The sequence below is a fragment of the Streptomyces sp. NPDC098781 genome (assembly GCF_044759995.1).
Lineage (GTDB): Bacteria > Actinomycetota > Actinomycetes > Streptomycetales > Streptomycetaceae > Streptomyces.
Genome location: NZ_JBIWAK010000003.1, coordinates 490,252 through 511,485, shown reverse-complemented (window position 1 = coordinate 511,485; position 21,234 = coordinate 490,252). Strand labels below are relative to the sequence as shown.

Annotated in this window: 24 protein-coding genes; 13 read left to right on the top strand and 11 right to left on the bottom strand. The window is 70.8% G+C overall.

Annotated elements, in window-relative coordinates; genetic code table 11:
* Positions 1-7: 7 nt before the first annotated feature.
* On the bottom strand, positions 8-1,411 hold the full coding sequence (gene sthA / locus ACIQWG_RS14025; protein WP_404094556.1) for a Si-specific NAD(P)(+) transhydrogenase: 1,404 nt from the start codon (positions 1,409-1,411) through the stop codon (positions 8-10).
* A 185-nt stretch (positions 1,412-1,596) separates the two neighbouring features.
* Between sthA and ACIQWG_RS14020 the strand changes: the two genes are divergently transcribed.
* Entirely contained in the window at positions 1,597-2,748 is a 1,152-nt protein-coding gene (locus ACIQWG_RS14020) for a sulfite oxidase (protein ID WP_404094554.1), read from the top strand.
* An 88-nt stretch (positions 2,749-2,836) separates the two neighbouring features.
* On the opposite strand, the gene ACIQWG_RS14015 is transcribed toward ACIQWG_RS14020, so the two are convergent.
* Together ACIQWG_RS14015 and ACIQWG_RS14010 are read right to left on the bottom strand one after the other, a co-directional pair.
* A complete protein-coding gene (locus tag ACIQWG_RS14015; RefSeq protein WP_404095847.1) occupies positions 2,837-3,043 on the bottom strand; it encodes a hypothetical protein in 207 nt (68 codons plus the stop codon).
* Positions 3,044-3,174: 131 nt separating this feature from the next.
* Complete coding sequence (locus tag ACIQWG_RS14010) at positions 3,175-4,383, bottom strand: beta-1,3-glucanase family protein (RefSeq protein WP_404094551.1); 1,209 nt, start codon at positions 4,381-4,383, stop codon at positions 3,175-3,177.
* Between the two features lie 326 nt (positions 4,384-4,709).
* On the opposite strand from ACIQWG_RS14010, the gene ACIQWG_RS14005 reads away from it, so the two are divergent.
* The 3 genes from ACIQWG_RS14005 (at position 4,710) to ACIQWG_RS13995 (ending at position 6,807) form a co-directional block, all read left to right on the top strand.
* Complete coding sequence (locus ACIQWG_RS14005) at positions 4,710-5,273, top strand: DinB family protein (RefSeq protein WP_404094549.1); 564 nt, start codon at positions 4,710-4,712, stop codon at positions 5,271-5,273.
* Positions 5,274-5,456: 183 nt separating this feature from the next.
* Positions 5,457-6,353, top strand: a complete 897-nt coding sequence (locus ACIQWG_RS14000) for a GNAT family N-acetyltransferase (RefSeq protein ID WP_404094546.1) — start codon at positions 5,457-5,459, stop codon at positions 6,351-6,353.
* 127 nt (positions 6,354-6,480) lie between these two features.
* Positions 6,481-6,807: a hypothetical protein gene (locus ACIQWG_RS13995; RefSeq protein ID WP_404094543.1), complete on the top strand. Its 327-nt coding sequence runs from the start codon at positions 6,481-6,483 to the stop codon at positions 6,805-6,807.
* Here the strand turns inward: ACIQWG_RS13995 and ACIQWG_RS13990 are convergent.
* Positions 6,804-7,721 carry an AraC family transcriptional regulator N-terminal domain-containing protein gene (locus ACIQWG_RS13990; RefSeq protein ID WP_404094540.1) on the bottom strand — a complete coding sequence of 306 codons (918 nt, stop codon included), beginning with the start codon at positions 7,719-7,721 and terminating at the stop codon, positions 6,804-6,806. The two genes, ACIQWG_RS13995 and ACIQWG_RS13990, sit on opposite strands and share 4 nt — an antisense overlap.
* A gap of 146 nt (positions 7,722-7,867) precedes the next feature.
* On the opposite strand from ACIQWG_RS13990, the gene ACIQWG_RS13985 reads away from it, so the two are divergent.
* Complete coding sequence (locus tag ACIQWG_RS13985) at positions 7,868-8,629, top strand: SDR family NAD(P)-dependent oxidoreductase (protein ID WP_404094539.1); 762 nt, start codon at positions 7,868-7,870, stop codon at positions 8,627-8,629.
* A 20-nt stretch (positions 8,630-8,649) separates the two neighbouring features.
* Here the strand turns inward: ACIQWG_RS13985 and ACIQWG_RS13980 are convergent, their stop codons facing one another.
* Positions 8,650-9,537 (bottom strand): Gfo/Idh/MocA family protein, encoded by an 888-nt coding sequence (locus ACIQWG_RS13980; RefSeq protein WP_404094536.1) that lies wholly within the window; start codon positions 9,535-9,537, stop codon positions 8,650-8,652.
* 262 nt (positions 9,538-9,799) lie between these two features.
* Between ACIQWG_RS13980 and ACIQWG_RS13975 the strand changes: the two genes are divergently transcribed.
* The 5 genes from ACIQWG_RS13975 (at position 9,800) to ACIQWG_RS13955 (ending at position 15,561) form a co-directional block, all read left to right on the top strand.
* Positions 9,800-10,657: an aldo/keto reductase gene (locus ACIQWG_RS13975; protein WP_404094533.1), complete on the top strand. Its 858-nt coding sequence runs from the start codon at positions 9,800-9,802 to the stop codon at positions 10,655-10,657.
* Between the two features lie 22 nt (positions 10,658-10,679).
* On the top strand, positions 10,680-12,449 hold the full coding sequence (locus tag ACIQWG_RS13970; protein WP_404094531.1) for an ABC transporter ATP-binding protein: 1,770 nt from the start codon (positions 10,680-10,682) through the stop codon (positions 12,447-12,449).
* 145 nt (positions 12,450-12,594) lie between these two features.
* Positions 12,595-13,860, top strand: a complete 1,266-nt coding sequence (locus ACIQWG_RS13965) for a glycosyltransferase family 4 protein (RefSeq protein WP_404094528.1) — start codon at positions 12,595-12,597, stop codon at positions 13,858-13,860.
* Positions 13,857-14,696, top strand: a complete 840-nt coding sequence (locus ACIQWG_RS13960) for a transferase (RefSeq protein WP_404094525.1) — start codon at positions 13,857-13,859, stop codon at positions 14,694-14,696. Before ACIQWG_RS13965 ends, ACIQWG_RS13960 begins: the two co-directional genes overlap by 4 nt.
* Positions 14,697-14,721: 25 nt before the next feature.
* Positions 14,722-15,561, top strand: coding sequence for an SDR family oxidoreductase (locus tag ACIQWG_RS13955; RefSeq protein WP_404094523.1), 840 nt, complete (start codon positions 14,722-14,724; stop codon positions 15,559-15,561).
* A 228-nt stretch (positions 15,562-15,789) separates the two neighbouring features.
* Here the strand turns inward: ACIQWG_RS13955 and ACIQWG_RS13950 are convergent, their stop codons facing one another.
* A complete protein-coding gene (locus ACIQWG_RS13950) occupies positions 15,790-16,416 on the bottom strand; it encodes a TetR/AcrR family transcriptional regulator (protein ID WP_404094521.1) in 627 nt (208 codons plus the stop codon).
* A 299-nt stretch (positions 16,417-16,715) separates the two neighbouring features.
* On the opposite strand from ACIQWG_RS13950, the gene ACIQWG_RS13945 reads away from it, so the two are divergent.
* Positions 16,716-16,955 carry a hypothetical protein gene (locus tag ACIQWG_RS13945; RefSeq protein WP_404094518.1) on the top strand — a complete coding sequence of 80 codons (240 nt, stop codon included), beginning with the start codon at positions 16,716-16,718 and terminating at the stop codon, positions 16,953-16,955.
* An 8-nt stretch (positions 16,956-16,963) separates the two neighbouring features.
* Here the strand turns inward: ACIQWG_RS13945 and ACIQWG_RS13940 are convergent, their stop codons facing one another.
* A complete protein-coding gene (locus ACIQWG_RS13940) occupies positions 16,964-17,314 on the bottom strand; it encodes a hypothetical protein (protein WP_404094516.1) in 351 nt (116 codons plus the stop codon).
* 89 nt (positions 17,315-17,403) lie between these two features.
* Complete coding sequence (locus ACIQWG_RS13935; RefSeq protein WP_404094514.1) at positions 17,404-18,387, bottom strand: GlxA family transcriptional regulator; 984 nt, start codon at positions 18,385-18,387, stop codon at positions 17,404-17,406.
* A 156-nt stretch (positions 18,388-18,543) separates the two neighbouring features.
* Here ACIQWG_RS13935 and ACIQWG_RS13930 point away from each other — a divergent pair, with 156 nt between their 5' ends.
* Together ACIQWG_RS13930 and ACIQWG_RS13925 are read left to right on the top strand one after the other, a co-directional pair.
* Positions 18,544-19,005: a DUF2269 family protein gene (locus ACIQWG_RS13930; RefSeq protein ID WP_404094511.1), complete on the top strand. Its 462-nt coding sequence runs from the start codon at positions 18,544-18,546 to the stop codon at positions 19,003-19,005.
* 166 nt (positions 19,006-19,171) lie between these two features.
* Entirely contained in the window at positions 19,172-19,387 is a 216-nt protein-coding gene (locus tag ACIQWG_RS13925; RefSeq protein WP_404094509.1) for a hypothetical protein, read from the top strand.
* Positions 19,388-19,393: 6 nt separating this feature from the next.
* On the opposite strand, the gene tgmB is transcribed toward ACIQWG_RS13925, so the two are convergent.
* The 3 genes from tgmB to ACIQWG_RS13910 all read right to left on the bottom strand — a co-directional run bounded on the left by tgmB (position 19,394) and on the right by ACIQWG_RS13910 (position 20,990).
* On the bottom strand, positions 19,394-20,368 hold the full coding sequence (gene tgmB / locus ACIQWG_RS13920; protein ID WP_404094507.1) for an ATP-grasp ribosomal peptide maturase: 975 nt from the start codon (positions 20,366-20,368) through the stop codon (positions 19,394-19,396).
* Positions 20,369-20,384: 16 nt separating this feature from the next.
* The gene (gene tgmA / locus ACIQWG_RS13915) at positions 20,385-20,576 is read right to left on the bottom strand and encodes a putative ATP-grasp-modified RiPP (RefSeq protein WP_404094505.1); all 192 of its coding nucleotides are present in this window, start codon (positions 20,574-20,576) and stop codon (positions 20,385-20,387) included.
* A gap of 117 nt (positions 20,577-20,693) precedes the next feature.
* Positions 20,694-20,990, bottom strand: coding sequence for a DUF1232 domain-containing protein (locus tag ACIQWG_RS13910; protein ID WP_404094502.1), 297 nt, complete (start codon positions 20,988-20,990; stop codon positions 20,694-20,696).
* Between the last annotated feature and the right edge of the window lie 244 nt (positions 20,991-21,234).

The following is a 21,234-nucleotide window of genomic DNA, read 5'->3' as shown; positions in this document are numbered from 1 at the left end:
CCGGGGGTCAGTCCCCGATGTGGTCGATCTGTCGCAACCTGTTCGTGGCGTCCAGCGCCGCGACCTTGTAGGACTCCGCCAGCGTCGGGTAGTTGAACACCGCATCGACCAGGTAGTCGACCGTGCCGCCGCACCCCATCACCGACTGCCCGATGTGGATGAGCTCCGTCGCCCCCGTACCGAAGCAGTGCACCCCCAGCAGGGTGCGGTCCTCGGGGGAGACCAGCAGCTTCAGCATGCCGTGCGAGTCGCCGATGATCTGCCCGCGGGCCAGCTCGCGGTAGCGGGAGATACCGACCTCGAAAGGTACCCGGTCCTCGGTGAGCTGGTCCTCGGTGCGGCCCACGAAGCTGATCTCCGGGATCGTGTAGATGCCGATCGGCTGGAGGTTGTGCATCTGTCCGACGGGCTCCCCGAAGGCGTGGTACGCCGCCGCCCGGCCCTGTTCCATCGAGGTCGCGGCCAGCGCCGGGAACCCGATGACGTCGCCGACGGCGTAGATGTGCGGCACCTCGGTGCGGTAGTGCTCGTCGACCTTGATCCGGCCGCGGGCGTCCGCAGTCAGCCCGGCCTTGTCCAGGTCCAGCTCGTCGGTGAGGCCCTGCCGGCCGGCCGAGTACATCACCGCGTCGGCGGGGATCTTCTTGCCGCTCTCCAGGACGGTCAGCGTCCCGCGCGGGTGCCGCTCGACGGCGGCGACGGTCTCCCCGAAGCGGAAGGTGACGGCGAGGTCCCGCAGGTGGTACTTGAGCGACTCGATCACCTCGACGTCGCACATGTCGAGCATCCCCGCCCGCTTCTCCACCACGGTGATCTTGCTGCCGAGCGCGGCGAACATGCTGGCGTACTCCATGCCGATCACCCCGGCACCGACGATGACCATGGAACGGGGCACCCGCTCCAGCGCCAGGACGTTGTCCGAGTCCAGGATCGTCCGCCCGTCGAACTCCACACTGCCGGGCCGCGCCGGCCGGGTGCCGGTGGCGATCACGACGTGCTCGGCGGTCAGCAGCCGTTCATGGCCGGTGACCTCCTGGAGGGCGACGGTGTGCGGGTCGACGAATCGTCCGGTCCCCGCGTACAGGGCGACCTGGTTGCGGGACAGCTGGCTGCGGATGACGTCCACCTCACGACCGACCACGTGCTGGGTGCGCGCGGTCAGGTCGCCGACGGTGATGTCCTCCTTGAGCCGGTAGCTCTGCCCGTACAGATCGCGCTGGGTGAGACCGGTCAGGTACAGCACCGCCTCGCGCAGGGTCTTGGAGGGGATGGTGCCGGTGTGGATGGAGACGCCGCCGACCATGTCGGGACGGTCGACGACGGCGACTCGGCGGCCGAGCTTGGCCGCGGCGATGGCGGCCTTCTGGCCACCGGGTCCGGATCCGATGACGAGCATGTCGAAGTCGGGCACCCTCCGGAGTCTGACAGCCTCGGGGCCCCTTTCGAAAGGGCGAATCTTGAACGAGTGCCCCGCCGAAGTGCCGGACACAGCACGGAAGTTGCCCCTCCGGTTCACCCGGTCCCGGTGCCCGCGCTCCAGCGGTCCGTTCGAGGCCGCCCGGCGCGATATCGCCCCGACGGGTCGATAATGCAGATATGGGTCATCGACTCGCCGACGCGAGCACGCCGGCCCGGCTGGCCGCCCCCGAGGAGGGCATCGGCCGGGACGAACTGGCGCTCGCGACCCGCAACCACGGCCTCCCCCTCGAGGCGCTGCGGCACGACGTCACCCCGCCCGGCCTGCACTATGTCCTGACCCACTACGACATCCCGTACGTCCCCGACGGCACCCCCTGGCACCTGACCCTGGACGGGCTGGTCCGCCGCCCCCTGCGCCTGGACGTGGCCGCCCTGCGCACGTTCCCACGGGTCACCATCCGGGTCACCCTGGAGTGCGCGGGAAACGGCCGCGCCCTGCTCAGCCCCAGGCCGGTGAGCCAGCCCTGGCTCGTGGAGGCGGTCGGCACCGCCGACTGGACGGGCGTACCCCTGCGCCTCCTCCTCACCGAGGCCGGTGTCGATCCGGGTGCGGTCGACGTGGTCTTCACCGGCGCCGACCACGGCGTGGAGCGGGGCGTCGAGCAGGACTACCAGCGCGCCCTGCCCCTGGAGGTGGCCCTGGGCGACGACCCCGAGGTACTCGTCGCATACGCGATGAACGGTGTCCCCCTGCCGCCGCAGCACGGCCGGCCGCTCCGGCTGGTCGTCCCGGGCTGGTACGGCATGGCGCAGGTCAAGTGGCTGCGTGAGATCACCGTCGTCGACGAGCCGTTCACCGGATTCCAGCAGGCGGTGGCCTACCGGCTGCGCCGGCACGCGGACGACGAGGGCGAGCCGGTCACGCGCATCGCGCCGCGCGCTCTGCTGATCCCACCCGGCTTCCCGGACTTCATGTCCCGCACCCGGGTGGTCCGGCCCGGCCCGGTGGCGCTGGAGGGACGTGCCTGGTCGGGGCACGCGCCGGTGGCGCGCGTCGAGGTCAGCGCGGACGGGGGCAGCACCTGGGAGGACGCCGAGCCGGCGCCGGACGACGGGCAGCGCTGGGCGTGGCGCCGCTGGCGTCTGAGGTGGACGGCGACTCCGGGCGACCACGTGCTGACCGCACGCGCGACCGACGCCGCGGGACACAGCCAGCCCCTGGAGCAGCCGTGGAACCGCGGTGGCTTCGCGAACAACCTCGTACAGCGCGTGCCGGTGCTCTGCACGGACGAGGACACGGACGAGGACGGGAGCCGGCCGCCGGCGTGAGCGGCGGGAGAGACGCAGCGGCCGCCCCGGGTGCGGGTGTGCACCCGAGGACGGCCGACGCGGATCGTGGCGGGACGGGCGGGTGACGCTAGGGCAGCAGCTTGTCGAGAGCGGACGGCCCCTCGGCCGCCAGCTTGCGCTTGGCCCATTCCAGGTTGCCTGGGGTGAGGTCCTTGCCTGAGGCAAGCACGATGTCCTCGGGGGACACCTCGGTGCCGGTGCGGGCGTGGAGCAGGTCGTCCGGGGTGGCGCGGTCCTCGGACGGCCCGGACGCTTCGGGCTGGGACGTCGGCATCATCTCTGCTCCTCGGATCCGGATGACTACTTCGGGCCCGGTGCGGTCATCGGGTCTGTTAACACCATTCAACGCCTGAGCGAACCCTGCATCCGGAGGCGCCGTGGCCGCGCCCCGCGCCGCCCCCCCCGTCAGCCCTCGAAGGGGGTGAGTGTCAGCGTGATCCCGGTGGGCGCCGTGTCCTGGATGTACGAGGCGAAGTCGGCCACGTCGTCGAAGGCGAAACCGTAGGCCTTGCCGTCCTCGGTGGCCGCGTGCATCGCCTTGGCGTAGTGGTTGGTCAGGTCGGTCCGGTAGAAGGTGGCGTGGTCGGTCGTCGGCTGCGCGGGGTGGCTGAGCAGCGTCGAACGGTTGAAGCCGGCGCCGAGCACCGCGGCGACCGGGCCGGTGGTGCCGTCGTTGGGGGCGGCGAGAGCGCCGTCGCAGAACAGCACGTCCCGGGTGGACGGCTTGCCGAAGGACACCTGAGCGGGCCCGTCGAAGGTGAACCGGTCACCGCGTACCCGTCCGGTGAACGTCCCGGCGTTGGTCGTGACCGTGAGGTCCTGCCCGGCGTACGTGCTCCACACCTCGTCGATGTGAGGGGCGAGGTAGTCCTTGGCGAACAGTCCGGCGTCCAGACCGTGCCCCGGGGCGATGACGCGCCGGTCGTCCACGACCAGCCGAGCGAACTCCTCGACCTGACGGACCGCGGCGAACGCGGCCGCCCGTCCGCCGGCCCGCAGCCGGCCCGTCGACTGGTCCTTGGCACCGGTCAGCCGGATGCTCAGCGGCACGCTGAACATGTCGACCATGGTGGTGTTGCAGAACATGCCCGAGGCGTTGTACGTGAACTCGGCGCAGTCGTGCAGGACCGGGTAGTTGGGGTCGGACGACACCCAGCCCGCGGGGTACTGGAGGGCGGCATTGCCGTTGCCGTCGGCGACCGCCTTGAACTTGAGCTTCTCGCCGAGCGACACATAGATGCGGCCGGACATGTAGGGGAGGGACAGCCGGGTCTCGCCGCTGCCGGCCAGGGAGATGGCGTAGTCCGTGAAGCCGTCGGCGCCGTTGTCCGACAGCGCGATCGGCGCGAGGGTCCCGTCGGGCGTGACACGGACCTGCCTGCCGTCCTGGTTGCCGACGACGTAGACGTGGACGCTCGCGTTGCCGAAGGAACCGCTGTCGTTGACGATCGTCAGCGGCAACGGGCCCGCCGCGGCGGAGGCGTCGCCGGCCGCCGGCGTGCCCGCCAGGGCGTACGGGGCCAGCGTGGCGGCGGCGGGGACGGCCACCGCCGCACCACCGAGGGCGAAGAGCAGCCTGCGCCGGCCGAGCGGGCGCTGATGACGGGGTGTCATGTGGGGGGTCTCCCGGAGTACTCGTGGGGGTACTTGGGCGGCGGCGACCACAGTCTGAGAGCGCTCTCGAATCCGACGTGAACAGGCCATGGGCGCCGCCGATGACCCCCGATGGTACGCACCGGCCCCAGGTCGGCCAACAGGTCTGCACCAGGCCCAAACCCCGCTGAACTGCGGTTACTTGAACGGGCACGGAATGCCTACATCCGCTTAACCGTCAGCTAAGGCTGACTTAAGCCTGTGAGGGGCGGGGAAGGGGAGGGGCGAGGTGATGAGAGCGCTCTCGGAGCTCTCGGTGAGTCTTCGTTCGTATGTAGTGTGCGGAGATGACAAGAAGCGAGCGGCTCGCGGAGCAACTGGACTGGCACTGGCAGAAGAACCTGCGGCCGCGGCTCGACGGTCTCACCGATGAGGAGTACCTCTGGGAGCCGGTGCGCGACTGCTGGAGCATCCGCCCACGGGGCACGTCGGCCGCTCCGATGTCGGTGGGTTCGGGGGAATGGAGGATGGACTTCGCCTCCCCCGGCCCGGAGCCGGCGCCGGTGACCACGATCGCCTGGCGGCTGGCGCACATCATCGTCTCGTGCCTGGGCTACCGGGTCGGATGGTACTTCGGCGGCCGGGACGTCGACTCGGAGACGTTCGCCTACGCGGGGACCGCTGACGAGGCCCTGAAACAGCTCGACGAGATGTACGGGAGATGGAACGCGGGGGTCCGCGAGCTCTCGGACGCTGACCTGGAGCATCCGCCCACGGTCGGTCCCGAGCGGTTTCCCATGGAGAACCGGGTCCTGCACGTCAACAGGGAGCTGATCCATCACGGCGCCGAGATTTCCCTGCTGCGCGACCTCTACCGCCGGCAGGACGGAGCCGTACCGCGCCGAACATGAGGAAAACCCGTGGACGGTCCAGCCGAAGATCACGTACCGTGTGGCTCCACGCCCTGAGACGGACGGAAGGAGGCGAGTGCCGTGCAGTTCACATCTACCCAGCGCTCCCTTTTCCGTTGCCCCGGCGTGCAGTTCGCGATCTGACCGGGAGCGCTCCGAGCAGCCTGTATCCCGGAGGAATCCGTGACCGATCCGGTCATCCGCGTGCTCACCGCGAGCGACGCCCATCTCTTCGACGCACACCCCGACCCGCTGAACGCCCGTGCGGGCCACCTGAAGACCCGGTTCCGCCCCGAGTGGAAGCGGGTGGCCCTGCGCGACGGCACGGTCGTCGCCCGTGGCGCCTGGTGGGGCGGCCCCGACGACTCGGAGCCACTCAACATCAACTGGTTCGACGTGGCCGAGGGCGAGGAGGCGGCAGGCGCCGAACTCCTGCGCTCCGCCCCCTGGCAGGTCGAACTCGAGATCAACCTGCCCGGCGGCTGGCGGGACGAGCCCGCCCTGAAGGCCTCGGCCGAAGCCCGCTTCGGCGCGGCGCGAGCCGCCGGATACGAACTCCTCGTGGAGCGCTTCCTGTACCGCTGGACCCCCGACCTCGGCCTGCCCGAGCGGCCCGGTCGACTGCGTTTCCGCCCCGAACCGGACGACTCCGTCTTCTTCGACGCCCTGCGCCGAATCCACTCGGTCACGCTGGACGCGCACGCGCTGCGGGCGATCGCGGAGGGCGGTCTCGACCAGGCCGCACAGGAGGAGCTCGACTTCTTCCACTGGTGCCCCTCCCCACGGGAGTGGTGGCAGCTCGCGCACACACCGGAGGGTGACCTGGCCGGCATCCACATCCCGGCGCACAACCCCTCCGGCCCGACCGTCGGCTTCATCGGGGTCGTCCCGGAGCAGCGCGGCCACGGCTACGCCTACGACCTGCTGGCCGAATGCACCCACTTCCTGGCCGAGCAGGGCGCGGACTTCGTCTCGGCCGCGACCGACCAGGGCAACTTCCCCATGGCGGCGAACTTCGCCAAGGCGGGCTTCCCGGTGGTGAAGGAACGGATCAACTTCCATCCGGCGGACCGGTCCTAGCGAGGCGTAACAGCGTCCGTCACTGACAGACAGACGGCCCGGACTCCGACCTCGGTCCGGGCCGTCTGTCAGTGCCGGGTGGGATGCTGGCCATGAGCGTGATCGACAGCGGCTACGGGGGGACGGCATGGGACTCGACGGCGGGGTCTGGCGGGTGCGCGGCGGCGAGGAACTGGTCGGGGACATCCACATCGACGAGGCCGACTTCCCCTGGCTGTCCGGCCACTTCACGCCCGGCCCGGGATTCGACGCGGTGCGCGACCTGTTCGCCCGTGAACTGGCCCTGATGGAGCCGGACACCGATGAGGCGTGGGAGGAGTGGGAGGCCGCCTACGACGAGATCCGCAGACGCGTCTCCCTGACCTCGCCGGACGGCCCCGTCGCCGAGTTCCTGCTGCATATCGACGGCGACCGGGCCTGGTTCCGGTGGAGCGAGGAGCCGTTCGGCGACTAGGGGGCACGGACTGGGTCAAGGACACCTGCCGGACCGCGCGCGGCGTCGCGCAGCCGAGCCGCGTCCCTGCTGGGCGGTGCGCCGAACCGGCGGCGGTACTCCCGGCTGAACTGCGAGGGGTTGTCGTAGCCGACGCGCTGTCCCACGCCCGTGACATCGCCCGGGTGGGTGGCGAGCAGCAACCTGGCCTCCTGGAGCCGGATCTGCTTCTGGAACTGGATGGGGCTCATCGCGGTCACCGCCTGGAAGTTGCGGTAGAAGGCGGAGACGCTCATGCCGGACATACGGGCCACGTCCTCCACCCGGAAGGGCTCCGCGAAGTGCTCGCGGATCCAGCGCACGGCCCGTGACACATGGCTGAGGCTGCTGTCGGCGAGACCGAGCTGACGAACCGTCGCTCCCTGTTCGCCGGTGATCAGGCGCCACAGGATCTCGCGTTTGATCAACGGGGCGAGCACGGCCCGGTCGCGGGGTTCGTCGAGCAGGCGCAGCAGCCGGACCACCGCGTCGAGCAGGGCCGGCGAAGCGTCGCTGACGGCGATCCCGGACGGGGCGCCTGCGCCACGGGAGGTCTGCCCCGGCCCCGCCTGGAGCAGCAGTTCGGCGACCGCCGACGGCTCCAGCGTGAGGCCGAAGCCCAGTGCCGGATGCTCGGGGCCCGCCTGGATGAACTGGCCCGTGACCGGCAGATCGACGGAAGCGACCAGATACTGCCCGGGGCCGTACTCGTAGACCCGGTCGCCCAGGGCGAGTCGTTTGGCGCCCTGGGCGATCACCGCCAGGACCGTGCCGGACATCGAGGGCGCCGGGGGATCCGGCCGGTCGACCTTCGAGACGAGCACACCGTCGATGGCGGTCGTCCAGTCGGGCCGGACATGCCGGGCCAGCAGTGCGCGGAGTTCTTCCAACGGCATACGGCCATTGCAGCACGCTTGCGCACGGCGGTTCCCGTCAGCGAGAGGATCGTGCAAGTACCCGCGAGCATCGTTCTAACGTTTTCGCAGGTCAGATGGGTTGAATGGAATCACCGCACCGCTTCCGTTCACTCAGAGGAGAGACCATGAAGATCGCCATCGTCACGGGCGCCAGCTCCGGCATCGGACAGAGCGCCGCCATCGAGATCGCCGGCCGCGGGGTCGGGGTGATCCTGACCTACGGCAACAACGCGCGCGGCGGAAAGGAGACCGTGGCCGCCATCGAGCGGGCGGGCGGCACCGCCGTGGCGCTGCCGCTGGACGTCGGCGCGAGCGCCACCTTCGACGCCTTCCGCGACACGGTGGCCGGCGTGCTGCGGAACACCTGGGGGCGCGACTCCTTCGACTACCTGGTCAACAACGCGGGGATCGCGCAGACGGCGTTGATCGAGGACATGACGGAGGAGATGTTCGACCGGCTGACGCGGGTCCTGCTGAAGGGCCCGTACTTCCTGACCCAGAAGCTGCTGCCCCTCCTGGCGGACGGAGGCGCCGTCGTCAACACGAGCAGCAACTCGGCGGCCACCACGACCGGTCTAGAGCCGGGCTACTCGGCCTACGCCACCATGAAGGGCGGCCTGGACGTCCTGACCCGTTACATGGCCAAGGAGTTCAGCGGCCGAGGCATCCGGGTCAACGCGGTCTCGCCCGGGGCGACCCGCACCCGTCTCGCCGACGACGCTTTCACCCGCCATCCCGAGGTCGTCCCGGCGCTCGCCGCGAAGACGGCGTTCGGCCGCGTCGGGGAACCGGGCGACATCGGCGCGATGATCGCCACCCTGGTCTCCGACGAGAGCCGCTGGGTCACCGCCCAGAACATCGAGGTGTCGGGCGGCTACAACCTCTAGGCGGGGCCGTCCCCACCCGGTCAGGCCTTGTCGTTGAGGAGTTCCTCGGCCGCCGCCAGAATCTCGGTGACCCGCTGCCCGAACCGCGCGTCGCACGCGTGCGCGTCCCCGGTGCGGGCGGCGGCCAGCAGGCCGTCAGCGGCCCGGAGCAGAGCGGTCACCGCGCTCTCGGTGCTCTCCGGCAGCAGCGTCACCCCGGCCGTGCCGCGCAGTTCCACCGCGGCGCCCGCCGCCGCGGGCGGTGCCGTCAGGCTCAGGGCCAGCGTGCTGGACGCGCCACCGGCGTGTTCGAGGACCAGATGGACGGTGTCACCGGGACCGGGTGCCGCCGCCGTCACCCGCCTCGCGTCACCCAGGACCGGCAGCAGCACCGACAGCGCGTGCGGGCCCACGTCCCACAACGCGCCCTTCTCCCGGCGCCACGGCGAGTCCGCGAACGGGTTCCCGTCACCGCTGAACACCGCGCCGAGCCACTCGGCCCGTCCGGTGAACCAGCCCTCCACCGCGGCCTGTTCGGTGATCCACGCCTCCGTCTCCGGCTGGAAACGGGTGGTGAAGAAGACGACCGAGGCCACTCCGGCCGCCTCGACCGCCCCGGCGACCGCCCGCGCCTGCTCGACCGTCGGCGCGAGCGGCTTGTCCAGCAGCAGATGACAGCCCGCCCGCGCGGCCCGCACCGCGAGGTCCGCCTGGACGGCGGGCGGCAGGGCGACGGCCACCGCGTCCACGTCGGCGAGCAGCGCGTCGACGTCGTCGTAGGCACGTACGCCGTAGGCGTCGGCCAGCTCCTTCGTGGGGGCCGTGCGGCGGCCCCACACCCCGACGAAGTCCAGTTCCGCGTGCCGGTCCAGGGCGGGGGCGTGCGCCATCTGGGCCCACGGGCCGGTGCCGAGCAGTCCGATGCGCATGCCGTCGCCTCTCACGATGCCGTCGATCGATCGAGGTGAGGGTGTCACATGAACCCGGAGGCCGTGCAAGCGGATACATGGCGGGGTCCCGGCAGCGGGGATTCAGCGTTGCGGTCACTGAATGCATTCGCTTTCTTCTATTGGACCTCTGGCGACCGGAGAGCCACGCTGGAGTCGTTCCGGCACGGCGTGTGACACACCTCCCGCCCGCCTGCCGGACGACAACGTTTCCCGCGCGACATCCGAAAGAGGTCACGAGCCCATGCACACCCGCCGCATCGGGGATGTCGAGGTCAGCGCGATCGGTCTGGGCGGGATGCCCATGTCCATCGAGGGCCGCCCGGACGAGGCACGTTCCCTCGCCACCCTCCACGCCGCCCTCGACGCCGGCGTAACCCTGGTCGACACCGCCGACGCCTACCACCGGGATGCCCACGAGGTCGGTCACAACGAGACCCTCATCGCCAAGGCCCTCGCCTCCCACGACCTCGGCAAGGACGTCCTGGTCGCCACCAAGGGCGGCCATCTGCGCCCCGGCGACGGCAGTTGGACCCTGGACGGCAGCCCCCGGCACCTCAAGGAGGCCTGCGAGGCGTCCCTGCGCCGGCTGGGCGTGGAGGCCATCGGGCTCTACCAGTTCCACCGGCCCGACCCGAAGGTGCCGTACGCCGAGTCCATCGGCGCCCTACGCGACCTGCTCGACGAGGGCAAGATCCGCATGGCCGGGATATCCAACGCGGACCCCGAGCGGATCAGGCAGGCCAACGACATCCTCGGCGGCAGGCTGGTCTCGGTACAGAACCAGTTCTCCCCGGCCTTCCGTTCCAGCGAGCCGGAACTGCGCCTGTGCGACGAACTCGGTATCGCCTTCCTGCCCTGGAGCCCGCTCGGCGGCATCTCCCGGGCCGGTGAACTGGGCTCGTCCTACGCCCCGTTCGCGCGCGTCGCCGATGCGCACGGGGTGAGCCCGCAGCGCGTCTGCCTCGCCTGGATGCTCGCCAAGTCGCCGGTCGTCGTCCCGATCCCGGGATCGAGCCGCCCGGAGACCATCAGGGACTCGCTCGCCGCGACCCGGCTCACGCTCACCGCCGAGGAGATGGCGGAGCTGGACGCCGTCTGAGACCTCGGGAGGGACCACGCCGATGGCGTCGTCACATGAGAGACCGCTCGACCACCGCTACCGGGACGAACATCCCGTCCGCACGCTCGCCTATCTGTTCCGCGCCGACCGTCCCCGCCTCGCGGCGGCGGTCGGCGTCTTCACCGTCAAGCACAGCCCGGTCTGGCTGCTGCCGCTGATCACGGCGTCCATCATCGACACCGTCGTCCAGCACCAGCCGATCAGCCGGCTCTGGCTGAGCACCGGCGTGATCATGTTCATCCTGCTGGTCAACTACCCCCTGCACGTCCTCTACGTCCGCCTGCTGTACGGCAGCGTGCGCCGGATGGGCACCAGCCTGCGCTCCGCGCTGTGCACCCGCATGCAGCAACTGTCCATCGGCTACCACTCGCGGGTCAGCGCCGGTGTGCTCCAGGCCAAGGTCGTGCGCGATGTGGAGACCGTCGAGCAGATGGTGCAGCAGACCGCGGAGACGGGTCTCGGCGCGGGCACGGTACTGATCGGCGGCCTGGTCATCATCGCCGTGCGCACACCCGAGTTCGTGCCCGTGTTCCTCGTCGTGGTGCCCGCCGCCGCACTGGTCGTCGCCCGTCTCAGGGCCAGACTGCGCACCCACAACGAGCACTTCCGCCACGAGGTCGAGACCCTGTCCTCGCGGGTGACGGAGATGACCCGTCTCATCCCGGTCACCCGCGCCCACGGCCTGGAGGGCAAGGCGCTGCGCCGCATGGACGGCACCCTGCACCGGCTGCTCACCTCCGGTCTGCGTCTCGACCTCGTCAACGGCCGCTTCGGCTCGCTCGCCTGGGTCGTGCTGAACGTGCTCGGTGTGCTCGTCCTCGCCGGCGCGGCGCTGATCTCCTACTACGGCGTCTGGGGCGTCACCGCGGGCGATGTCGTCATGCTGAGCGCGTTCCTGACCACCCTCACCAACTCCACGACCACGCTCGCCGGCCTGGCCCCGGTCATCACCAAGGGCCTGGAGTCCGTCCGCTCCGTCGGCGAGGTGCTCCAGGCCCCCGAACTGGAGGACAACGAGGGCAAGGCCGAACTCACCTCGCTGCGCGGCGCCGTGACCTTCGACCGCGTCGGCTACGCGTACGAGGACAGCGGCCGACCGGCAGTACGGGACTTCGACCTCACCGTCGCGCCGGGGGAGACCGTCGCCCTGGTCGGCGCGTCCGGTGCGGGCAAGTCCACCGTGCTGAACCTCGTCATCGGCTTCATCCGCCCCACCTCGGGCCGGCTGCTGCTCGACGGCACCGACATGGACACCCTCGACCTGCGTACGTATCGCCGCTTCGTGTCGGTCGTGCCGCAGGAGTCGATCCTCTTCGACGGCACGATCCGCGAGAACGTCGCCTACGGCATGGACGACGCCGACGAGGAGAGCGTCCGGGCGGCACTGCGCGACGCCAACGCACTGGAGTTCGTCGACCGGCTGCCGCAGGGCCTGGACACCCTCGTCGGCGAGCGCGGCGCGCGGCTGTCCGGCGGGCAGAAGCAGCGGCTCGCCATCGCGCGGGCGCTGATCCGTGACCCGAGGGTCCTGGTCCTCGACGAGGCGACCTCGGCCCTGGACACCCGGTCGGAGGCGCTCGTCCAACAGGCCCTGGCCCGGCTCCTGCGGGGCCGCACCACCTTCGTGGTGGCCCACCGGCTCTCCACGGTGCGGGGCGCCGACCGCATCGTGGTGATGGGGGACGGCCGTATCGAGGAGACCGGCACCCACGAGGAACTCCTGCGCCGGAACGGCGTCTACACGGCCCTGCACAGCGGGCAGGTCGCCTGACGCCCGACAGAGCGTCAACTCATCTGGATGCGCGAGGCGCAGGCGGCCTGCGTGACATGCCCGGATCCGTCGGACACATGACCAGAAAGACAACAGGGCGATAACAAAAGGCAACTGAAAGGGAATCAGTGCGGTCTAGTCCGCCATGAAGATCTCTTTCCTGCTCCACAACGCCTACGGGATCGGAGGCACGATCACCACCACGTTCAACCTCGCCCAGGCACTCGCCGACCGGCACGAGGTGGAGATCGTCTCCGTCCTGCGGCACCGGGAGCACCCCAACTTCACGCTGGATCCGAAGGTGTCCCTGAGACCGCTCGTGGATCTGCGGCACGAGAAGGAACACCCCCTGCATCTCAGACCGGCGCGGGTCTTCCCGGCCGCCGAGTACCGGTACGGGCAGTACAGCGAACTCACCGACGCACGGATCGGTGAGTACCTGGCGGCGACCGACGCCGACGTGGTCATCGGCACACGGCCCGGGCTCAACGTCCATCTCGCGCTACAGGCACCCGACCGGGTCGTCCGCGTCGGGCAGGAACACCTCACCCTCGACAACCATTCGCCCCGCCTGCGCACCGCGCTGCGCCGGGCCTACCGCAGGCTGGATGTGCTCACCACGGTCACCGAGGCCGACGCCGCCGCCTACCGGCGCAAGATGCGGCTGCCCGGGGTGCGGATCGAGGCACTCCCGAACAGCGTCCCCGATCCGGCGCTGCCCCCGGCGGACGGCACCGCGAAGGTGGTCGTCGCGGCGGGCCGGCTGGTCCCGGTGAAGCGTTACGACCTGCTCATCGAGGCGTTCGCACCGGTCGCCGCCGCGCACCCGGACTGGCACCTGCGCATCTACGGCAAGGGGGAGGAACAGGACCGGCTTCGCCGGCTCATCCAGGACCTGGGCCTGTGCAACAACGCGTTCCTGATGGGCGCGGCGGCCCCCATGGAGGCGGAGTGGGTCAAGGGCTCGATCGGCGCCACCGCGGCCAACTTCGAACCGTTCGGCATGACCATCGTCGAGGCGATGCGCTGCGGACTGCCCGTGGTGAGCACCGACTGCCCCTACGGACCCGGCGAGATCATCGACGACGGCGTCGACGGCCGGCTGGTCCCGGTCGGGGACCGCGAGGCGATGAGTGCCGCGCTGCTGGAACTCGTCCGCGACGACGAGCGACGCCGCCGGATGGGACGTACCGCGATGGAGAACGCGCGACGGTTCGCCCCGGTCCCCGTCGTGGAGCAGGCGGAGCGCATGATCGAAGCGGCGACCAGCGGCCCGGGACGGTCACGCCCCGTCGAACCGGAACCCGGACGCATACGACGCGCCCTGGTCAGCCAGGGCTTCGCCGCACGTGACGCCGCGTACGCCATGGCCTCGGGTGCGCTGCGTACGGTGCGTGGGGGGCGGCGATGAACACGGACGCCCGCACGACAGAGAATGTGCCCTCTCGGATCGACTGCACGGCCGACGCCGACGGCCGGATCACCTTCGCGCTCAGGTCGCCGTCCACCGACGCCCGCCTGCTCGTGAGGCTGCGCCCGAAGAAGGGGCAGCCCGAGAAGACCCTCCACACCCTCGACCTGGAACCCGCGACCGACGGCCGCCTGCGGGCCGTACTGGAGCCGCGTCTCGTCCTGGCCGAGGGCCGCTGGGACGTCTTCCTCGTCCCCGAACCCGGCGCGCCCCGGCAACGCCTGCGGCCCGGCCTGCGTGACCTGCGGTCCCTCGTCGACGGGCACCTCCGTGAGCGGCCGTCACCGGTCGCCGTGCGCGTCCCGTACGTCACCAAGGACGGGTACCTCGCGATACGAGCCTGGTCGCGCCCTGCCCATGCGGAGGTCGAGGGCGTCGATGCCACGGACCGTGCGATGACGGTCAGGGCCCGGCTGCACGGCACCTCACTCGCGGCGGGAGCCGAGCAAGCGGCCGTACTGCTGCGGCTGCGAGGCGGTGGGGGCGCCCCGCGGACCCTCGTGCCGCGGTTCGCGGACGACGGCCGGGGGTTCTCCTTCACCGTGGAGTACGGGGAACTGACAGGCGACCGCGACAGCGGGAACCGGGTCTGGGATCTGTTCGTCCGGGTCGGATCCGTCGACGGCGAGGCTCCGATCCGGATCGGCCGGCTTCTCGACGACATCGCGGACCGCAAGGAGATCCACGTCCTTCCGGCGGCCGAGGTCGGCGACGTCGTCGTCCGGCCGTACTACACGGTCGACAACGACCTCTCCGTACTTGCGGACGGAACCTGACCGCAAGTCCTTCTACGGTCGTTCCATGACGCAGACGCAGAAGGTCCTTGTCACCGGAGCCACCGGAACCGTCGGCCGCCAGGTCGTCGCCGAACTCCTCGCCCGTGGGCACGCGGTCCGTGCCCTCACCCGGGACGCGGCGAAGGCCGACCTCCCGGCCGGCGTCGAGGTGGTCGAGGGCGACCTGACCGAACCCGACAGCCTGGTCCCGGCCCTGGAAGGGGTCACCGGCCTCCACCTCATCACCTTCGGCGGTGCCTACTTCGCCCCGCTGGAGAGCGGCCCGCGGATCCTGGAACTGGCCCACGCGGCCGGCGTACGCCGGGTCACCGTGCTGCACGGCGGCGGCCCGACCCCACTGGAGGACGCGGTACGGGCGGACGACGGCGTGGACTGGACCGTGCTCATGCCGGTCGAGTTCATGGGCAACGCCCTGGAGTGGGCGGACGGGATCGTGGCCGACGGTGAGGTGCGCGAGCCGTTCGTCGCCCGGCTCAGCGCCATGGTCCACGAGGGCGACATCGGTGCCGTCGCCGCCGTGGCGCTCACCGAGGAGGGGCACGGGGGACAGGAGTACGTGATCACCGGACCCGAACTGCTCACGGTCACCGACAAGGTGGCGACGATCGCCGAGGCTCGCGGCCGGGAGATCGCCCTGGTCGAGCTGACCGAGGAGCAGGCCGTCGCGCGGTGGCGGGCCGCCGGGCACCCGGAGGATGTGATCGGCTTCCTGCTGGAGGCGTACGGCAACACCCCGGAGGTCGGCCGTACGGTCCTCGCCACCGTCGAGAAGGTCACCGGCCGACCGGCCCGCACGTTCGAGCAGTGGGCGGCGGAGCACGCGGACGTGTTCAAGGCGGGCTAGGGCCTGTCGTTTGGATCAGGTCGGCTGAGAGGGACTGCGCCTGTCGGCCGACCCGAGCGGGGTCTGGTGCGTGCAGCTGCAAGGCGGAGGAGGGAGTCGACGCGGAGCGTCGGCGAGTGACGACAACGCGGCAGATGTGCGTGCCAGGCCCCGCGACGCCGGCATGATCCAAACGACAGGCCCTAGGTCTGCCGGGCAGCCGCTCCAGCGCCCTACCGCCGTGTCGCCCTACCGTCGGGCCGACATCCGAGCCGCCGCGTCGTACACGACCTGGGCGTGCAGTTCGAACAATGCCACGAGGTCGACGGTGTCGCCGTTGACCTCGTGGTGCACGAACAGGCCGTCGGCGCCGGCGATGGCGTACGTGGTGAGAGTGTCCACGGCCCGCTCGTCGAGGTCGGGGAACAGGGTGGCGGCGACCTCGGCGATCTTCCGGTGGGTGATCTCGCGGACCTGGAGGAACACCGTCCGGCCGCGGGGCTCGGCGGGGCGCCGCTCCAGGGCGAGCATGAGACCGAGGCGCAGGAAGTCAGGTGCCTCGACCAGTGACCTCGCCACGTCGGCGGCCAGGGCGGTGACCCGCTCCAAGGGTGTACCGGTCTCCTCGCCCGGCAGCTCGACGGCCGCGAGCCAGGCCTCGAAGCTGCGCTCGATGACCGCGGCGATCAGGTCGTCCTTGTCCTTGAAGTGCCAGTAGATGGAGCTGGCGGGCAGCCCGCACTTGGCGCTGACGGCCGCGATGGAGGTGCCGTCGTAGCCGCGCTCACCGGCGATCGCGACGGTGGCGTCGAGGATGCGCCGGCGCGACTCCACCCCGTTGGCACGCTTCTTGCGTGTCGGCTGCGGGCTGGTCATGGGCTGCCTCTCGGGTCGTGCGGTGGACGATCGCGTTCTTGAAGCGTCCACTCTAATTGGAGCAGCCCCTACAGCAGGTCTCGTTGCCCCGGTGACGGCGAGGCGGCTCATGGCGTGAACCGGTGCCCGTGCGATGAGCCGGGTTTGCCCACCTCACCCCGACCAGTGGCCGCCGTGCGACAGCGGTGCGCGCCGACGAACCGGGGCCCGCTGTCCCTGTTGCCTTCGTCGCGCCGCTGAGCGGACGTGCCCGACATCCCGGCCGCCTCACTCACACCCTTCATGCAGACCAGGGGAAGGTGCATGAGGTACTTCCGTCTGCGGAGATCGAACTGCCCGGTCTGACCACGGCCGTCGAGGACCTCGCACCCGCCGCGGCCCGAACCGAGCTCACCGTCGGGCTGGTGCCCGCCGGGGACGAACTCAAGGCCTTCGTGGAGTACTCGTCCGACCTGTGGGACCCCGACACCATCGAGCGCTGGATGCGCGACTACGTCGCCCTCCTGGGTGAGGAGGTCCACCGGGCCCTGAAGGGCTGAACCGCCCCTCACGCAGCGCTGCTGCTCCTCGGCATCCAGTGCCGGCACGTCAGCTCGTGCTCGGTGCCGAGGCTCGTCCACCAGCGCTCGCAGCACGCGGAGTCGAGCTCCGCCCGGACGATCGCCTCGGCGGCGTCGCCGCCGCCCCGCGAGGCCCGCTTGATCAGATCCAGCAGGATGCGCCGCTGTTCGCCGATCACGGTCTCCCGTACGACGGCGATGACCGGGACGAGTCCGGCGGCCGCGAACAGACAGGCGGCCCACAGCGGGCCGTACCGGACTTCGAGGGCCGAGGTCCAGGCGAGTCCCGCGCTCGTGGCGATGTAGAGGACACACAGCAGGCGGCTGGAGCAGTTCATGGGCGTACACCGTCCTTGAGGCGGGTCTATTCCCTCTGTCCAACTGCTCACGGACGCTCGCGGATTCGGGTGATTTTTCCCACCGTGACCTACGAGGCCCGTACCGCCGGGAATGAGTCGACGCCGAGCGGGGCCTTCGCCTGGAACGCCGAGCGATAGGACTGCGGCGTGGTGCCGACCACCCGGCGGAACCGCTCACGGAAGGCCGTCGGCGAGCCGAACCCCGACTGCCGCGCGATCCGCTCGATCGGATGGTCGCTGTTCTCCAGCAGGTACTGGGCCCGCCGTACCCGCGCCCGCAGCAGCCATTGCAGGGGAGTGGTGCCCGTCTGCTCGCGGAACCGGCGGCTGAAGGTGCGCTCGCTCATGCCCGAGCGCCCCGCCATCGCCCCGAGGGTGATCTCCCCGGCGAGATTGTCCTCGATCCACTCCAGCAGCGGCTCCAGCGCCGAGCCACGCGGCACGGGCGGATGCTCGTGCACGATGAACTGGGCCTGCCCGCCCTCCCGTTCCAGCGGTACGACCGACATACGGGCGGTGTCGGCGGCCACGGCCGACCCGAGGTCCCGCCGGATCATGTGCAGGCACATGTCCAGCCCCGCGGCGGCTCCGGCCGAGGTGAGGATCCGCCCGTTGTCGACGTACAGCACGTCCGGCTCCACCTGGACCTCGGGGAAGCGCCGGGCCAGTTCGCCGGTGGCCATCCAGTGGGTGGTGGCGCGCAGCCCGTCCAGCAGTCCCGCCTCGGCCAGGACGAAGGCGCCCGCGCACACGGACGCGATGCGTGTGCCGGCCCGCGCGGCCTCCCGCAGTGCCTCCAGGACGGCGGCGGACGGCGGCTCGGTGTCGTCGCGGCCCGGCACGATGATCGTGTCCGCGTCCGCCAGTCCGTCCAGACCCCGGTCGATGCGCAGCGCGAAGCCCTCGGTCGGCACCTCCGGTGACTCCGCGCAGAGCCGGACCCGGTAGGGACGACGGCCGTCCGGCAGCCGTGTCCAGCTGAACATCTGGAAGGGCGCCGCCATGTCGAACGGCACCACATTGTCGAGAACCAGGATCGCCACGGTGTGCATGGCCGCCACCCTAGGCGGGTTCCCGCCAACGGCAGAAGGCCAGGTCGCGGGTCCGGGTTCCGGTGACAGGCCGGATGCGGAGGTGGCGAGAACCCGTTGGAAGCTGTCGTTTCAGCCCCTGTCGCGGGCCGCCGGATGATCTCTAGGGTCGGCGCCGTGACCAAGATCCTGCTCATCCTGCATGTCCTCGCCGCGATCGTCGCCGTGGGCCCCGTGACCGTCGCCGCCAGCATGTTCCCGCCGGCCGCGCGCCGTGTGCCGGCGGTGGACGGCGCCGTGGCGGCGGGCACGGTCCGACTGCTGCACCGCATCTGCCGTGTCTACGCGGCCATCGGGGTGTCGGTCCCCGTCCTCGGCCTGGCCACCGCCCTGGCGATGGGCGTCCTGGGCAGCGGCTGGCTCATCACGTCCGTCGCCCTGACCGCCGCGGCCGCCGGACTGCTGATCGCGTTCGTCCTGCCCCGCCAGGAGGAAGTGCTGGACCAACTGAGCACCGGGAACACGGTCGAGCGCTCGGCCACGGTCCAACTCGCCATGGTGACCGGCATCTTCAACCTCCTGTGGGCGACCGTCACCATTTTGATGATCGTCCGGCCCGGCTCGACGACCGGTGCCTGAAGGGCAGTCGGGCAGACCGGCCACCGTGTCGCGGGCCTCAGGGGTGCCGATTCGTCCCCCGTCAAGCGCTCTGGCAGAATTCGCACTTCAGTGTGCGTCGGCGCCTAGACTCGACAGCCGTCCCCATATGCACACAGGGGCCACGACAGGAAAGGCGCGTTGACGGGTGTTCCAGGATTCCCCCATCTACGACCGGCTCATCGCGGAGCGCGGTGACGTCCCCACGCAGGCGCGCCGGGAGGCCGAACGCGTCAGCCGGGAAATGGAGTTCGTGATGCAGCCGGGCCCGCCCCTCGGCCACGCACCGGCTCCGCACCGCCCGGCACCCCAGGCGCCGGCCTGGCAGCGCGGCGCCCTGCCGCCCGGCGGGCACCAGGGCTGAGCCCGGTCAAAGGGCCCTCGCGCTCGCGCCGTTGACGTGGGACTCCTGCCCGGGAACGGGCCGGGCGAGCCACTCGGCGATGGTGCGGGCGATCGGCTGGCCCGTGTCCACCTCGACGAAGCCGAACTGTCCCGACTGGTTGCACTCCAGGAACCACCACGTCCCGTCGGCGTCCTCGACGAAGTCGAAGGCCCCGTAGGCGAGTTCGGCGTCCCGCAGATAGGCGAGGACGGCTTCGGCGGTGCGTGGCGGGACCTCCACGGGACGCCACGGCTCCTCGGACGCGGCGAAGCGGACGTCCACCTCGGCCTCGCAGCCGGTGGCCTTGCGGGCGGCCAGCAGCCGGTCGCCGACCGCGGTGAGCCGGATGTCGGCCCGCTTGGCGACGCGGCGTTGGAGCAGCGTGGGTCCGAACGCCACGGCGGAGAAGTCCGTGTCCGGGGCCACCCTGCTGGTCGGCACCGCACGCGGCGGATCCTGCGGATGCGCGCCGGACACCGGCTTGACCACCAGGTCCGGATAGCGCTCGGCGAACTCCCGGGCCGCCTGCGGGAACGTGGTGATCAACGTGGCCGGGACAGGCAGGCCGCAGCGCTGGGCCAGCCGCAGTTGCCAGGGCTTGTGCCGGGCCCGGCGGGCCGCGTCGGGGTGGTTCATCCAGCGGGCGTCGCTGCCGCGCAGCATGCCGTACAGCGCCTGCCCGGCCTCCTCCGTCAGCCAGGCCGAGGGGGTGGCCGCGCGCCGCGCCGCCGGGCCCGGCCTGCGCAGCCAGACCGACCGCAGCCCGCCGATGCTCACCAGGCGCCCCGCGGCCGAGAGATGGCCGCGGAAGGCGCCGTGCACGAACTCTCCCGACAGGGCGACCCCGCCGGTCAGGTCGGCGGGATCGAGACGGCACACCGGGACGCCGGCCGCGTTGAGGTGCACGACCACCATGTCCGCGGTCACGTCCTCTTCGTTGGTCAGAATCAAGACGGTCATCGTCGCCGACCCGCGTTCAGTCGTCGAAGTGAGTCTTCGAGCCCGCCGTGGATGTAGTGGTCGCCAACTCCCGCAACAGGGCGTGATCACAGGCGGCTATGCGGCCGTCACGGAGCACGTTCAACTGCATACCGGAGTCATAGGCGTACGGAGCGGTGACCTCCAACTCCACTGCCGGCCGTGCATAGTTGAGCGCGAACGGTTGCATCGTCTCTCCCTCAAGGTGCTGCTCCGGTCGAGCCTGGTCACCCGGCCGCGGCCCTCGGTCCGCCGACGCCCTTCGGTTTCCACTTACTTAAACGAATCGAACGCGTGGTTGGTTTCCTTACTTTCCGTAATCAACGGCGTCCGGCGGTCCCGCCTCGGGAGAGCGGCGCAGGGTACGCAGTGCCAGCAAGAGCACGCCGATGTCGTCCAGATACACCGGATCGGGCAGCAGATCGGCCGGCAGGACGAAGTACAGGACGGCGCCCCAGAACACCCAGCGTGGCCCGGTCGGCAGCCCCGAACGGCGCAGCAGCCGCCGTGTCCGCACGAGCCGCACGAGCACCCCGACGGCCACGGCGAGCAAGACGGCCGCGAGGGCCACGACGACGATGATCACCGTGGTGGTCGACTCCACTGACCCTCCTCCTGCTGGTGTCGCGTATCACACGCACTGCTAACCGAATGCCCGCTCGCGTCGTCCGCATTGCATGACGGCGGTCACCCGGCCGCATCCCTTCACCCGTCAGGACGGAAGACGCACAAACAGCCCGGTCACCTGCTCGACCGGCCTTGAGGGCAGCTGAAGCACGCACCGAAGCGCACCCGACCGACGCAGTAGCCCCACCCCAGGCATCCTCCGCAGCGGTCGTACGCCATCG

What these genes read in the sequence shown, in the direction of transcription:
- ACIQWG_RS13960 (WP_404094525.1), top strand. Translation starts at nt 13,857, where the DNA reads ATGAACACGGACGCCCGCACGACAGAGAATGTGCCCTCTCGGATCGAC.
- ACIQWG_RS13990 (WP_404094540.1), bottom strand. Translation starts at nt 7,721, where the DNA reads ATGCCGTTGGAAGAACTCCGCGCACTGCTGGCCCGGCATGTCCGGCCC.
- ACIQWG_RS13940 (WP_404094516.1), bottom strand. Translation starts at nt 17,314, where the DNA reads ATGAACTGCTCCAGCCGCCTGCTGTGTGTCCTCTACATCGCCACGAGC.
- ACIQWG_RS14005 (WP_404094549.1), top strand. Translation starts at nt 4,710, where the DNA reads ATGACAAGAAGCGAGCGGCTCGCGGAGCAACTGGACTGGCACTGGCAG.
- ACIQWG_RS14020 (WP_404094554.1), top strand. Translation starts at nt 1,597, where the DNA reads ATGGGTCATCGACTCGCCGACGCGAGCACGCCGGCCCGGCTGGCCGCC.
- ACIQWG_RS13965 (WP_404094528.1), top strand. Translation starts at nt 12,595, where the DNA reads ATGAAGATCTCTTTCCTGCTCCACAACGCCTACGGGATCGGAGGCACG.
- ACIQWG_RS13935 (WP_404094514.1), bottom strand. Translation starts at nt 18,387, where the DNA reads ATGCACACCGTGGCGATCCTGGTTCTCGACAATGTGGTGCCGTTCGAC.
- ACIQWG_RS13975 (WP_404094533.1), top strand. Translation starts at nt 9,800, where the DNA reads ATGCACACCCGCCGCATCGGGGATGTCGAGGTCAGCGCGATCGGTCTG.
- ACIQWG_RS14010 (WP_404094551.1), bottom strand. Translation starts at nt 4,383, where the DNA reads ATGACACCCCGTCATCAGCGCCCGCTCGGCCGGCGCAGGCTGCTCTTC.
- tgmA (WP_404094505.1), bottom strand. Translation starts at nt 20,576, where the DNA reads ATGCAACCGTTCGCGCTCAACTATGCACGGCCGGCAGTGGAGTTGGAG.
- ACIQWG_RS13950 (WP_404094521.1), bottom strand. Translation starts at nt 16,416, where the DNA reads ATGACCAGCCCGCAGCCGACACGCAAGAAGCGTGCCAACGGGGTGGAG.
- ACIQWG_RS13970 (WP_404094531.1), top strand. Translation starts at nt 10,680, where the DNA reads ATGGCGTCGTCACATGAGAGACCGCTCGACCACCGCTACCGGGACGAA.
- ACIQWG_RS13980 (WP_404094536.1), bottom strand. Translation starts at nt 9,537, where the DNA reads ATGCGCATCGGACTGCTCGGCACCGGCCCGTGGGCCCAGATGGCGCAC.
- ACIQWG_RS13955 (WP_404094523.1), top strand. Translation starts at nt 14,722, where the DNA reads ATGACGCAGACGCAGAAGGTCCTTGTCACCGGAGCCACCGGAACCGTC.
- tgmB (WP_404094507.1), bottom strand. Translation starts at nt 20,368, where the DNA reads ATGACCGTCTTGATTCTGACCAACGAAGAGGACGTGACCGCGGACATG.
- ACIQWG_RS13985 (WP_404094539.1), top strand. Translation starts at nt 7,868, where the DNA reads ATGAAGATCGCCATCGTCACGGGCGCCAGCTCCGGCATCGGACAGAGC.
- ACIQWG_RS13995 (WP_404094543.1), top strand. Translation starts at nt 6,481, where the DNA reads ATGGGACTCGACGGCGGGGTCTGGCGGGTGCGCGGCGGCGAGGAACTG.
- ACIQWG_RS14015 (WP_404095847.1), bottom strand. Translation starts at nt 3,043, where the DNA reads ATGCCGACGTCCCAGCCCGAAGCGTCCGGGCCGTCCGAGGACCGCGCC.